Origin of the sequence: Microbacterium sp. (genome assembly GCF_036277215.1) — a bacterium.
In the GTDB taxonomy this organism is placed as follows: domain Bacteria; phylum Actinomycetota; class Actinomycetes; order Actinomycetales; family Microbacteriaceae; genus Microbacterium.
Genome location: NZ_DASUNI010000094.1, coordinates 1 through 12,668 on the forward strand (window position 1 = coordinate 1; position 12,668 = coordinate 12,668).

Sequence of the window (12,668 nt, forward strand, 5' to 3'; positions counted from 1 at the left end):
GATCTGGTCGTGGACGCCTCGTCCCCGGCCGTGTCGATCGACGTCGTCCGCGCCGCGGTCGAGCGCCGCATCAACGTCCTGGTCGGCACGTCGGGCTGGTCGGCCGAGCGCATCGCCCTCGTGCGGCCGCTCGTGGACGCAGCGGGCACCGCGGCCGTGTTCATCCCGAATTTCTCTCTCGGCTCCGTCCTCGGCTCCGCCCTGGCCGCCGCAGCGGCGCCCTTCTTCCCGTCGATCGAGATCGTCGAGGCGCACCGCGAGACGAAGGTCGATTCGCCGAGCGGCACGGCGGTGCGCACGGCCGAGCTCATCGCCGCCGCGCGCGCCGAGGCCGGACCGGTCGAGTCGCCGCACGTCGATCAGCGCGCCCGAGGTCAGCAGGTGGCGAGCGTCCCCATCCACTCGCTGCGCCGGCCCGGTGTCGTCGCCCGGCAGGAGGTCGTCCTGTCCGGGCCCGGCGAGTCCCTCACCCTGATCCACGACACCGTCGAGCCTGCGCTGGCCTACGCCCCCGGCATCCGGGTGGCGCTGGCGGCGGCGCGGGACGCCCGAGGCGTCGTCGTCGGGCTCGACAGCTTCCTCGACATCGGCATCCGCGTTCCGAATCCGGCGCCGGAGCGCGCGGTCGAGGAGGGCGGTGTGCCCGGTCAGGTCGCACGCGTCACCGGCGTATGACCGCACGCATCGGCGTCGCCCTGATGGCGGTGCTGCTTGCCCTTTACATCGTCCTCGTGGCGCAGCGGGCGTGGCTCCTGCTGATCAGCGGCGAGCCGATCGCGATCGCGATGGGCATCGCCCTCGTGGTCCTTCCCGTTCTCGCGGCGTGGGCGCTGAGCCGCGAGCTGTGGTTCGGCGTGCGTGCCGAGAGGCTCGGGCGGCGACTCGAGGCCGAGGGGGCCGTCCCCGCCGACCAGGTGAGCGTGCGGCCGAGCGGCCGTGTCATCCGCGAGGATGCGGACGCGGTGTTCCCGGCGTACCGGGCCGACGTGGAGGAGAACCCTCAGGACTGGCGGGCGTGGTACCGGCTCGGCGTCGCCTACGACGCGGCCGGCGACCGGCGGCGCGCGCGCGCTGCGGTCCGGACGGCGATCCGGCTCGAGTCCGCCGAACGCCGGGCCTAGCCCGCGGGAGGCGGCACCGCCGCATTCGCCGCATGCTGCACGGTCGGATCGGTGAAGGTGAAGCCGGACGCCTCCAGAACCGTCGGAAGCACCGCCGCATCGCTGGTCAGCAGTCCCTCGGTCGCATCCTTTCCGAGGACCAGCTTCAGGGCCCAGACCGGCGCCTGCACCAGGAACGGCCGGTTCATGCGCACGGCGACGGCGAAGCCCAGATCGTTGGCGCTCGCGGGCGTCGGTCCGACGAGGTTCACGGGACCGGAGATCTCCGAGTCGATGATGTGACGGATGCCGCGCACCTCGTCTTCGATCGAGATCCACGGCCACTTCTGCGTGCCGCGCCCGATGGGGCCCGCGACGCCGCACGCCGTCAGCAGCATCAGGGGTTTGAGCACCCCCTCGGGGTGCACGATCGGCGCCGTGCGCAGCAAGGCAACCCTCGAATGGTCGCCGGCGGCGAGCGCCGCGCTCTCCCACTCGCCGCACAGATCCGCCAGGAAGGTCTCGCCGCGCGGAGACTTCTCGGTCAGGAGCATCCCGGGCGCCGTTCCGTAGTACCCCACGGCGGATGCCGACACGAAAGCCGGCGCGTCGGCGCCGAGCTCGCGGACCGCCCGGGCAAGGGCGCGGGTGGGCGTGATGCGCGACCACAGAAGCCTGCTCTTGTAGTGCGGCGTCCACGGGAAACGGCCGATGGACGCTCCGTTGAGCCCCACGACGGCGTCCGCGCCGTCGAGTACCGCAGGATCGAGCGGCGCCGAGTCGGTCAGCCACTCGACCTCATCGGCGGTCTCGGCCGGCCGACGCACCAGGGTGGTGACCCGGATGCCGTCCGCACGCAGACTGTCGACCAGGGTCGAGCCGATCAGGCCCGATGCGCCTCCGACGACGACCCGCGGGCCGCCGCCGGAATCAGGCAAGCGTGGCCTCGAGTGTGATCTCGATGCCGGCGAGGGCTTGCGAGACCGGGCAGTTCGCCTTCGCGTCTGCCGCGATGCGGTCGAAGTCCGCACGCTCGAGTCCGGGGACGACCGCGTTGACGTTCAGGTGACTGCCCGTGATGCCGGTTCCCGGCGTGAACGTCACCGATGCGGTCGTCTCGACCGACTCCGGGGGAGTCCCGTTCTCGGCGAGGGCGAGGGAGAACGCCATGTTGAAGCAGGCGGAGTGCGCCGCTGCGATGAGCTCCTCGGGCGTGGTCACCGAGGTGGAGCCCTCGCTGCGGGCCTTCCAGTTCACGTCGAAGGTGCCGTTGCCCGACGACTGCAAGGTGACCTTGCCCGAGCCGTCGAACAGGCCACCCTTCCAGACGGCTGTGGCTTCGCTCGTGACGGTCATCGGGTACCTCCTGATCGGCGTGCGCCCGCCCTCCGGGCGCCTCGGGGCCAGCCTAACCGCGGGCATGGTCGGACGCGACCGTTCTCATCCGACCGATGAGCCCTCAGGCCGCGGCGGGGCGTTCGTGGCCGACGATGCCTGCGCGCTGCAGCAGCAGATAGAGCTGGCAGCCCAGGCACAGCCCGAAGACCGCGTTGAGGAAGGCGGCCACGAAGGCCGCGGCGGCGGCGATCGGCAGCGCCCACGGAACGCCCACCAGGTGCAGGATGAGGCCGATCGTCACGACGAAGAGTCCTACGCCCTGCGCGAAGCGGGGCGGACGCGGGTCCTCGAGGTCGGGGGCATGCTTCAGACGCGGCTGGACGAGTGCGCGGTACAGGGCGGCCCACGGCGCCGTGCGTGGCGAGACGACGCTCCACAGGAACAGCAGGGCGATCGCGAGGAGAAGCAGGAACGCAGGATCCAGCGCGCGTTCGGCGACGGTCGCTCCGAGTGGCGTGGTGAGCCCCAGGAACACGTCGACGAGCAGCAGCAGAGCCGTGACCCCTGCCGCGAAGCGAGGTCCGCGCGGATCGATGCCGGCGCGGCGGGCCGATGCTCCGGCGGGTCGGTCAGACATCCGCGGTCTCTCCGGTGAGGCGGTTCAGCTCGAGTTCGAGGACGTCGCGGTTGGGCACCCCGCCGAACCGGGTCTGCACCACGCCCGTGCTGTCCAGGACCAGCGTGGTCGGTGTCTGCAGGATGTGGAAGTGCTTCGCGATGTCGGGGCGGTTGGTCACATCGATGTCGAGGTGTCGCACTCCCTCACGGGCCTCGGCGACCGACGACAGGGTGCGGTGCACCCCTGGGCAGCGCGAGCAGAGGTCGGTGCTGAACTGCAGGAGCGTCGCGGTCCGACCCAGCGAGTCCGCGCCCAGCCGGGCCGGCTCGACGACCTCGTGGGGGATGTGCCGCCGGGGTCGGCGCTGCTGCCACTGCAGGAGGACGCCGAGCGCCACGGTGCCTGCGAGCAGGACGGTGAGGCCGATGAGGGCGCCTAAGAGGGTCACAGCATCCCAGGCTAACTGCTGCGGCTGAATAGGAGTGCCGCCCGGTGACTATGACGCGCGATGCGTAACAGGTCGGCCGTGGGAGGCAGGGGATACCATCGACGGGATGCCTGCGACGATCCCGACGCCCTACGAAGACCTGCTCCGCGATGTGCTCGAGCACGGCGCGGTCAAGACCGATCGCACCGGAACCGGGACGCGCAGCGTCTTCGGCCGCCAGTTGCGCTTCGACCTGTCGCAGGGCTTTCCGCTGGTGACCACCAAGCGCGTCCACATGAAATCGATCGCCTACGAGCTGCTCTGGTTCCTGCGCGGCGAGTCGAACGTCTCCTGGCTGCAGGAGAACGGCGTGACCATCTGGGACGAATGGGCGGACGCGGGGGGCGAGCTGGGCCCGGTCTACGGAGTGCAGTGGCGATCCTGGCCCACCGCGACCGGCGACACGATCGACCAGATCGCCGGTGTCGTCGCGGAGATCCGGCGCAATCCCGACTCGCGGCGGCTCATCGTGTCGGCGTGGAACCCCGCCGACATCCCGGACATGGCCCTGGCACCCTGTCACGCGCTGTTCCAGTTCTACGTCGCCGACGGCCGCCTCTCCTGCCAGCTCTACCAGCGCAGCGCGGATCTGTTCCTCGGCGTTCCCTTCAACATCGCCTCGTACGCGCTGCTCACGCACATGGTCGCGCAGCAGACCGGCCTCGGCGTCGGCGACTTCGTCTGGACCGGAGGCGATTGCCACATCTACGACAACCACGTGGAGCAGGTGCGGCTGCAGCTCGAGCGTGAGCCGTTCCCCCCGCCCACCCTGCGCATCGCGCGGACGCCGGAGTCCATCTTCGACTACCGGTACGAGGACTTCGTTCTGGAGGACTACCAGCACCATCCCGCGATCCGCGGGGCCGTCGCGGTATGACCGACGCCCCGCGCATCGGGCTGATCTGGGCTGAGGCGGAGGGCGGCGTCATCGGCCGGGACGGTGGCATGCCGTGGCACGTGCCGGAGGACCTCGCCCATTTCAAGCGGATCACGCTCGGATCGCCGGTCGTGATGGGCCGACGCACGTGGGACTCGATCGCTCCCGCCTACCGCCCCCTGCCCGGGCGGCGCAACATCGTCGTCACCCGCCAGTCGGGATGGTCGGCGGACGGCGCCGAGACGGCCCACTCCGTGGAGGAGGCACTGCGCGCGGCAGTCGAGGGCGGGCCCGAGTGGATCTGGGTCATCGGGGGCGGCGCCCTCTTCGCCACGACCATCGGCACGGCCGACCGCCTCGAGGTGACCGAGCTCGCCCACCCCGCCGGGTTCTCACCGGCGCCGGGCGACGTGGTGGCTCCGGCAATCGACGCCACCGGGTTCGAGCTCACCGCCGCGGATCCCCGCATCGGTGCGCACACCTCGCGCAGCGGCATCCGCTACCGCTTCCTCCGGTACGACCGGCCGGCGTCCGCCTAGGCTCGTCGGCATGGCCAGGACCGCACTGATCACCGGCGCGAGCTCCGGGCTGGGCGCCGAGTTCGCCCGCCAGCTCGCTGCTCGCGGCACCGATCTGGTGCTGGTCGCACCCGAGGGCGAGTCGCTCGAGCAGGTCGCCGACGAACTCACCGGGCGTTTCCCGGTCGGCGTCGAGGTGCTCACCGCCGACCTGCTGGACGAGTCGCAGCTCCAGAAGGTGGTGCGCAGGCTGACCGACCCCGACCGCCCGATCGACATGCTCGTCAACAGCGCCGGATTCGGGCTGCCGCTGAACTTCGAGCGCAACCAGATCATCGACGAGGTGAGGCACCTGCACCTGCTCGTCGAGGTTCCGATGCGGCTGACGCACGCGGCCCTCGGGCCGATGCTCGAACGGCGCGGCGGCCGCATCGTCCACATCGCGTCGGTGGCCGGCTTCATCCCCTTCTCGACCTACGGCGCCTGCAAGGGCTGGCTGATCAGCTTCAGCGGGTGGGCGAACGGCCGGTACGCGGACCGCGGTGTGACGGTGACCGCCGTCTGCCCCGGATTCACGCACACGAGGTTCCATGAGCGGATGGGGCTGACCGAGCGCGAGATGGGTCTGCCCTCGTGGCTCTGGCTCGATGCTCCGGATGTCGTGTCCGGCGCGCTGCGCGACATCGCCCGCGGCAAGGGCCTCTCGGTGCCGACGCTGCGGTACAAGACCGCGGTCGCGCTCAGCCGCATCCTGCCGACGAGCGTGCTCGCCGGCGTGGGCGGGCGCAAGCGGCGCTGACCGGGAGCGTCGGAGGCCGGCGCCGGCGGATGACCACCCCGCAGCGAGCCGATAGCCTGAAGCCATGACGCACGCCGGCAATCCCTTCGGTCAGGTGCTCGTCGCGCTGGTCACCCCGATGGCAGCCGACGGCGAGGTCGACTGGCCCGCCGTCGAGAAGCACATGGACGACGTCATCACCGCCGGCGCTGACGGGATCGTCGTCACCGGCACGACGGGTGAGACCAGCACACTGACCGATGCCGAGAAGATCCGCCTGGTCGAGGTCGGCAAGGACGTCGCGGCCGGCCGCGCCAAGATCATCACCGGGGGCGGCTCCAACGAGACCGCCCACGCGATCGAGCTCTACAAGGCCAGCGAGAAGGTCGGCGCGGACGGCATCATGATCGTCACGCCGTACTACAACAAGCCGACGCAGGCGGGCGTGCTCACCCATTTCCGGCTCGTCGCGGATGCCACCGACCTGCCGGTGATCCTCTACGACATCCCGGGGCGCACCGGAGTTCCGATCCGCTACGAGACCATCCTGCGGATCGCGAAGCACCCCAACGTGCTGGCGATCAAGGATGCGAAGGGCGACTTCAGCGAAGTCAGCCGCGTGCTGAACCAGACGGAGCTGATGTACTTCTCCGGAGACGACGCGAACGTGCTGCCGCACCTGTCGATCGGTGCGACCGGGCTCATCGGCGTCACGGCCAACATCGCGGCCCAGCCGTACCGGGCGATCGTGGATGCCGTCAACCGCGGCGACCTGGCCGCCGCGACCGCCGCGCACAAGAAGCTCGAGCCGCTCGTGCGCGCCGTCATGACGCACGTGCCCGGCACCGTGTCGGCGAAGTACATCCTGCACGGCCTCGGCCGCATCGGCAGCCCGCGCGTTCGCCTTCCGCTGGTCGGCCCTGAGGAGTGGGAGGCCGCGAAGATCGAGGACGAGCTCGCGCTCGTGCGCGACGTCCCCGGCGCCGACTTCTCCAACTTCCGCCCTGACCGCAACGCCGCCGCCGGCGGTGCCCTGCCCAAGGTGTCAGGCACAACAAGATGATGCGGCACGCGACCCGCTGAGCGGGGCGCGCACGCGAGAGCGGATGCCCCGGCATCCCCAGGAAGGTGTCTGATGCCCAGCACCGTGTACGACCCGCCCGCCCTCGAGGCCGGAACGCTGCGGGTCACCCCGCTCGGCGGTCTCGGCGAGATCGGCCGGAACATGACCGTCTTCGAATACGGCGGAAAGCTGCTGATCGTCGACTGCGGCGTGCTGTTCCCCGAGGAGCACCAGCCCGGCGTCGACCTGATCCTGCCCGACTTCGAGCCGATCAAGAAGCGGCTGGACGATGTGGTCGGCGTCGTGCTCACGCACGGCCATGAAGACCACATCGGAGCGGTCCCGTATCTGCTCAAGCTGAAGCCGGACATCCCCCTGATCGGCTCGGGGCTCACGCTGGCGCTCGTCGAGGCGAAGCTCAAGGAGCACCGGATCAAGGCGTACACGCTCACGGTGACCGAGGGCCAGCACGAGCGCATCGGGCCGTTCGACCTGGAGTTCATCGCGGTCAACCACTCCATCCCGGACGCACTCGCCGTCGCGATCCGCACGCCCGCCGGCCTGGTGCTGGCCACCGGCGACTTCAAGATGGACCAGCTGCCCCTCGACGGTCGCCTGACCGACCTGCGCGCCTTCGCGCGGCTGGGCGAAGAGGGAGTCGACCTGTTCCTCGTCGACTCCACCAACGCGGACATCCCGGGCTTCACGCCGCTCGAGCGCAGCATCGGCCCGGTCCTGGACCAGGTGATCGGCAAGGCGCCGCGACGCGTGATCGTCGCGAGCTTCTCCAGCCACGTGCACCGCGTGCAGCAGGTGCTGGATGCAGCGGCCGCGCACGGACGCCGGGTCGCGCTGCTCGGCCGGAGCATGCTGCGCAACATGACGATCGCCTCGGACCTCGGGTATCTGCACATCCCGGAAGGCGTCCTGATCGACTACAAGAAGGCGCGCGACCTCCCCGAGAACCAGATCGTGTACATGTCGACCGGCTCGCAGGGCGAGCCGATGGCGGTGCTCAGCCGCATGGCCAACAACGACCACGAGATCGAGCCCGGCGCCGGCGACACGGTGATCCTCGCCTCGAGCCTCATCCCCGGCAACGAGAACGCGGTCTACCGCGTCATCGACGGACTCACCAAGCTCGGCGCGAACGTCGTGCACAAGGGCAATGCGAAGGTCCACGTCTCCGGCCACGCCGCGGCGGGGGAGCTGCTGTACTGCTACAACATCCTGAAGCCGAAGAACGTCCTGCCCGTGCACGGCGAGTTCCGCCACCTGATGGCGAACTCTCGACTCGCGCAGGACACCGGCATCCCGGCCGATCGGACGATCCTCGGTGAGAACGGGACGGTCATCGACCTCAAGGACGGCGTCGCGAGCGTCGTCGGCCAGCTCGATCTCGGCTTCGTCTACGTCGACGGGTCGACCGTCGGCGAGATCACCGAGGCCGACCTCAAGGACCGCCGGATCCTCGGCGAGGAGGGCTTCATCTCGGTCATCGTCGTCGTCGACGCCGCGACCGGCCGCATCATCACCGGTCCGGAGATCCACGCCCGCGGTTTCGCGGAGGACGACACGGTGTTCGACGACGTCAAGCCGAAGATCGCCGCCGCGCTCGCCGAGGCCGCGCGCTCCGGCGTCCGCGACCCGCATGCGCTGTCGCAGGTCGTGCGCCGAACGATCGGCCGCTGGGTCAACCAGCAGCTGCGTCGCCGGCCGATGATCGTGCCCCTGGTGATCGAGGCGTAGCGGCGCGGCCTGCGAAGCCGCGCCCGGCCGGTAAAATCCGGTGATGGCAACCTTCAGCGTCCGGCCGGCCGTTCAGGCCGACGGCGCATTCCTCGGCGACATGGTCGTCGAGGCAGCCAACTGGCGGCAGGCTGCCGCGCTTCCGAGGCACCAGGTGCTGACAGCACCCGAGCACAGCCGCTACCTCTCCGGATGGAAGCGCCCCACCGACGCGGGCTTCGTCGCGCTCGACCCGACCGGCACGCCGATCGGCGCGGCCTGGTACCGGCTGCTGCCGCGCAGCGAGCCGGGCTTCGGCTACGTGGGCACGGGCGTCCCCGAGCTCATCATCGGCGTGCGCTCCATCTGGCGTGCGCACGGCGTGGGCCGGACGCTCCTGCAGGCGCTCGCCGATCAGGCTCGCGCCGACGGCTACGGGCGGCTGAGCCTGAGCGTCGAGCGGGGCAACTTCGCGGTCATCCTGTATCGCAGCGAGGGGTTCGCGGTGACCCAGAGCGGCATCGGGAGGGACACGATGGTCAAGCTCCTGCGCTGAGCGGACCGCGAGGATGGATGCCGCTGCCGAGTCGTTGCGGCGCATTCACGGTCTGCCGCCGTACCGTGGGGGCATGGCCAGGAGCTCAAGCCCGACCAATAATGGTCGCGCGCCCGCGAAAGCGTCCTCATCGCGCGCCGGCAAGCCCGCTCCGGCGCCCAAGCGCTACGTCGGGGAAGCCGAGAAGCCGCCCCTGCTGGTCCGTGCCTGGATGGGGCTCGCACACGGCACCGGCGGGCTGTTCCGCGCCTTCGGGCCCGAGACGCTCGAGAAGGATCAGCGCCGCGACGGCCTGCCGTTCCTGCTGGTGCTGCTGGCCATCGCGGGGGCCGTCAACGAATGGTTCTTCATCGGCAACGAGGTGGCCGAGAACATCAGCGCCTACACCGCGGGGGGTCTGGTCGGCCGTGTCGCGTTCGTGCTTCCGGTACTGCTGCTCCTGCTCGCGGGCTGGCTCTTCCGCCATCCGGCCTCGGTGCACGACAACGGCCGGATCGGCATCGGATTCACGCTCTTCGTGGTGTCCCTCGCCGGCTTCTGCCATCTCGGCGGCGGGCGGCCGCAGCCGCGCGACGGGCTTCCGGCGCTGAGCGACGCGGGCGGCGTCTTCGGCTGGATGGTCGGCGAGCCGCTCGCCCTGCTGATCACCGACATCGGCGCGGGCGTGGTGCTCGGCGTGCTCACGGCGCTCAGCATCCTGATCCTGACCAAGACCCCGCCGAACCGCATCGGGCGCCGCCTCGGCGATCTCTACGCGTGGATGTTCGACGCCGAGCGTCCGCAGCCGCGCGAGAAGACCGCCGACAACGGCTCCGACGAGGATCAGGACGAGGGCGACTCCTCGCTGCCGTGGTGGCGTCGCAACAAGACCGGTCGGGAGAAGGACGTCGACGGCGGCATCGGGTCGCAGGACCTCACCGAGCTGCTGGCTCCCGGCGCCGTTCAGGGCGGGTTCGAGCAGGCCGCGGTCACGATCCCACCCCCGCCCCCGTGCGATGCCCTCACCGAGGTGATCGATCCCCTCGTGCTCGCCGGTGGGGCCCGTGCCGCCGAGAAGTCCGAGACCGGCATCCGTGATGACGAGACCGCGACGCCCCTGGACGACGGCGTCCTTCCGGGACTGTCCGGCTTGGGCGGCGACGGTCCGCGCCATGCGCCGGTCGCGCCCTACCGCCTGCCGTCGGTGAACGCGCTGGCGGCGGGCACGCCGCACAAGGCGCGCTCTGCGGCCAACGACGCGGTGGTGGCCGCGATCACGAGCGTCCTGCAGCAGTTCCAGGTCGACGCCCGCGTCACCGGGTTCTCGCGCGGACCGACGGTGACGCAGTACGAGATCGAGGTGGGTCACGGGGTCAAGGTCGAGCGGATCACCGCCCTGCAGAACAACATCGCGTACGCGGTTGCATCGAATGAGGTGCGCATCCTCGCCCCGATCCCGGGCAAGAGCGCGATCGGCGTCGAGATCCCCAACACCGACCGCGAGATCGTGACGCTCGGTGACGTGCTGCGCTCGGCCGCGGCCCAGCAGGCCACGCACCCCATGACGATCGGGGTCGGCAAGGACGTCGGCGGCGGCTACGTCGTGGCCAACCTCGCGAAGATGCCGCACCTCCTGGTGGCGGGCTCCACAGGGTCGGGCAAGTCGAGCTTCGTGAACTCGATGATCACGAGCCTGCTCATGCAGGCCAAGCCCTCCGACGTCCGCATGGTGCTCATCGACCCGAAGCGCGTCGAGCTGACCTCCTATGCAGGCGTGCCGCACCTGATCACTCCGATCATCACGAACCCCAAGAAGGCGGCGGAGGCGCTGCAGTGGGTCGTGAAGGAGATGGACATGCGGTACGACGACCTGGCGTCGTTCGGCTACCGCCACATCGACGACTTCAATCGCGCGGTCGTCGCCGGCGAAGTCGTGCTGCCGCCCGGCAGCGAGCGCGTCCTGAGGCCCTACCCGTATCTCCTCGTGGTCGTCGACGAGCTCGCCGACCTCATGATGGTCGCCCCGCGCGACGTCGAGGATTCGATCGTCCGCATCACGCAGCTGGCCCGCGCCTCCGGCATCCATCTGGTCCTGGCCACCCAACGTCCGTCCGTCGACGTGGTCACGGGCCTGATCAAGGCGAACGTGCCCTCCCGTCTCGCCTTCGCGGTGACGAGCGTCACCGACTCGCGCGTCATCCTCGATCAGCCCGGCGCCGACCGGCTCATCGGGCAGGGCGATGCGCTGTTCCTGCCGATGGGAGCGTCGAAGGCCATCCGCGTGCAGGGTGCGTGGGTCAGCGAGGACGAGATCGAGAAGGTCGTCAAGCACGTCACCGCCCAGGCGCGGCCGGAGTACCGCGAAGTCGCGGTCGCTGCCGAGAAGAAGGAGATCGACGCCGACATCGGCGACGACCTCGAACTGCTGCTGGCGGCGACCGAGCTCATCGTCTCGACGCAGTTCGGCTCCACCTCGATGCTGCAGCGCAAGCTGCGCGTCGGCTTCGCCAAGGCGGGCCGGCTCATGGACCTGCTCGAATCCCGCGAGATCGTCGGCCCGTCCGAGGGCTCCAAGGCACGAGATGTGCTGGTCAGCGTCGAGCAGCTTCCCGATGTGCTCGCACGTCTCCGCGGCGACGAGGCCCGGGCCGGGCGGGCGGATCCGGTCGACGCCCAGTTCGACGGCCGCCCGGTCGTCGAGGCGGACGGCGACGAAGACGCCTGGGGCCTGACGGGACGCGACTGACATGGCCGTTCCGCGGCAGCTGCCCAACGCCATCACCATCGTGCGCATCCTCTTCGCGCCCGTCTTCCTCTGGCTGCTGCTCGTCGACGGCGGTGCGGACGGACCGCTGCGCTGGTGGGCGGCCGGGCTGTTCATCTTCGCCATCGCGACCGACGGCATCGACGGGTGGATCGCACGCCGGTACGACATCGTCACGGATCTGGGCAAGCTGCTCGATCCGATCGCCGACAAGGTCCTCACGGGCTTCGCGTTCGTGGGGCTGTCCATCCTCGGTGAGCTGCCGTGGTGGATCACGGTCGTCGTCCTGATCCGCGAGGTGGGCATCACCGTCCACCGCCTCGTCGTGTCCAGCAGCCACGTCGTGGCCGCCGCGTGGATGGGAAAGCTCAAGACCGTCGCGCAGGCCGTGGCGCTCTCGCTCGCACTCCTGCCGCTGTGGACTCTCGTCGGCGACTGGATCTTCTGGGTCAACGGCGTCACGATGACGATCGCCGTCGCGCTGACCGTCGCGAGCGGCGTCGACTACGTCGTCACCGAGCTGCGCGGCGCTCGCCGAGGGCGGAGCACGGCAGCATGACGGATGCCGCGCGTGACGCGGCATCGGCGCTGCTGGCAGGCCTCGCCGCACGGGGGTGGAGCGTGGCTGTCGCCGAGTCGCTGACCGGCGGGCTGGTGCTGGCCTCCCTCGTCTCGATTCCCGGCGCCTCCTCGTCGTTGCGCGGTGGCGTCGTCGCGTACGCCACGGACCTCAAGCACAGCCTCCTCGGCGTCGATGCGGACCTCCTGGCTGCGGAGGGTCCGGTCCATCCGGATGTGGCCGGCCAGATGGCCGTGGGCGTGCGCGAGCTGGCCGCGCACGACGGAGTGGTTGCGGATGTC

15 protein-coding genes are annotated in these 12,668 nt (G+C 70.4%); 11 read left to right on the forward strand and 4 right to left on the reverse strand.

Annotated features, from left to right (window positions below; all coding sequences use genetic code 11):
- Both VFX99_RS04750 and VFX99_RS04755 read left to right on the forward strand, forming a co-directional pair.
- Positions 1-675 (forward strand): 4-hydroxy-tetrahydrodipicolinate reductase (locus tag VFX99_RS04750; RefSeq protein WP_329665165.1); only part of this gene is annotated, 675 nt, incomplete at its 5' end.
- Positions 672-1,121: a hypothetical protein gene (locus VFX99_RS04755; RefSeq protein ID WP_329665166.1), complete on the forward strand. Its 450-nt coding sequence runs from the start codon at positions 672-674 to the stop codon at positions 1,119-1,121. The genes VFX99_RS04750 and VFX99_RS04755, both read left to right, overlap by 4 nt.
- On the opposite strand, the gene VFX99_RS04760 is transcribed toward VFX99_RS04755, so the two are convergent.
- The 4 genes from VFX99_RS04760 to VFX99_RS04775 all read right to left on the reverse strand — a co-directional run bounded on the left by VFX99_RS04760 (position 1,118) and on the right by VFX99_RS04775 (position 3,505).
- Entirely contained in the window at positions 1,118-2,038 is a 921-nt protein-coding gene (locus tag VFX99_RS04760; protein ID WP_329665167.1) for a TIGR01777 family oxidoreductase, read from the reverse strand. The genes VFX99_RS04755 and VFX99_RS04760 overlap by 4 nt on opposite strands.
- The gene (locus tag VFX99_RS04765; RefSeq protein ID WP_329665168.1) at positions 2,031-2,456 is read right to left on the reverse strand and encodes an OsmC family peroxiredoxin; all 426 of its coding nucleotides are present in this window, start codon (positions 2,454-2,456) and stop codon (positions 2,031-2,033) included. The genes VFX99_RS04760 and VFX99_RS04765 overlap by 8 nt, the downstream gene beginning before the upstream one ends.
- A 103-nt stretch (positions 2,457-2,559) precedes the next feature.
- Positions 2,560-3,075 (reverse strand): DUF4395 domain-containing protein, encoded by a 516-nt coding sequence (locus VFX99_RS04770; RefSeq protein ID WP_329665169.1) that lies wholly within the window; start codon positions 3,073-3,075, stop codon positions 2,560-2,562.
- A complete protein-coding gene (locus VFX99_RS04775; RefSeq protein WP_329665170.1) occupies positions 3,068-3,505 on the reverse strand; it encodes a thioredoxin family protein in 438 nt (145 codons plus the stop codon). The genes VFX99_RS04770 and VFX99_RS04775 overlap by 8 nt, the downstream gene beginning before the upstream one ends.
- A 106-nt stretch (positions 3,506-3,611) precedes the next feature.
- Here VFX99_RS04775 and VFX99_RS04780 point away from each other — a divergent pair, with 106 nt between their 5' ends.
- The 9 genes from VFX99_RS04780 to VFX99_RS04820 form a co-directional block, all read left to right on the forward strand.
- Positions 3,612-4,421 (forward strand): thymidylate synthase, encoded by an 810-nt coding sequence (locus tag VFX99_RS04780; protein WP_329665171.1) that lies wholly within the window; start codon positions 3,612-3,614, stop codon positions 4,419-4,421.
- A complete protein-coding gene (locus VFX99_RS04785; protein ID WP_329665172.1) occupies positions 4,418-4,960 on the forward strand; it encodes a dihydrofolate reductase in 543 nt (180 codons plus the stop codon). The genes VFX99_RS04780 and VFX99_RS04785 overlap by 4 nt, the downstream gene beginning before the upstream one ends.
- 10 nt (positions 4,961-4,970) lie before the next feature.
- Entirely contained in the window at positions 4,971-5,738 is a 768-nt protein-coding gene (locus tag VFX99_RS04790; RefSeq protein ID WP_329665173.1) for an SDR family NAD(P)-dependent oxidoreductase, read from the forward strand.
- A gap of 64 nt (positions 5,739-5,802) precedes the next feature.
- Positions 5,803-6,780, forward strand: a complete 978-nt coding sequence (dapA, locus tag VFX99_RS04795) for a 4-hydroxy-tetrahydrodipicolinate synthase (RefSeq protein WP_329665174.1) — start codon at positions 5,803-5,805, stop codon at positions 6,778-6,780.
- Positions 6,781-6,852: 72 nt separating this feature from the next.
- Complete coding sequence (locus VFX99_RS04800) at positions 6,853-8,529, forward strand: ribonuclease J (RefSeq protein ID WP_329665175.1); 1,677 nt, start codon at positions 6,853-6,855, stop codon at positions 8,527-8,529.
- Positions 8,530-8,572: 43 nt separating this feature from the next.
- Positions 8,573-9,064 (forward strand): GNAT family N-acetyltransferase, encoded by a 492-nt coding sequence (locus VFX99_RS04805; protein WP_414684318.1) that lies wholly within the window; start codon positions 8,573-8,575, stop codon positions 9,062-9,064.
- Between the two features lie 73 nt (positions 9,065-9,137).
- On the forward strand, positions 9,138-11,789 hold the full coding sequence (locus VFX99_RS04810; protein WP_329665177.1) for an FtsK/SpoIIIE family DNA translocase: 2,652 nt from the start codon (positions 9,138-9,140) through the stop codon (positions 11,787-11,789).
- A 1-nt stretch (position 11,790) separates the two neighbouring features.
- Positions 11,791-12,366, forward strand: a complete 576-nt coding sequence (gene pgsA, locus VFX99_RS04815) for a CDP-diacylglycerol--glycerol-3-phosphate 3-phosphatidyltransferase (RefSeq protein ID WP_329665178.1) — start codon at positions 11,791-11,793, stop codon at positions 12,364-12,366.
- The coding region (locus tag VFX99_RS04820; RefSeq protein ID WP_329665179.1) for a CinA family protein at positions 12,363-12,668 on the forward strand (306 nt) is incomplete at its 3' end. The genes pgsA and VFX99_RS04820, both read left to right, overlap by 4 nt.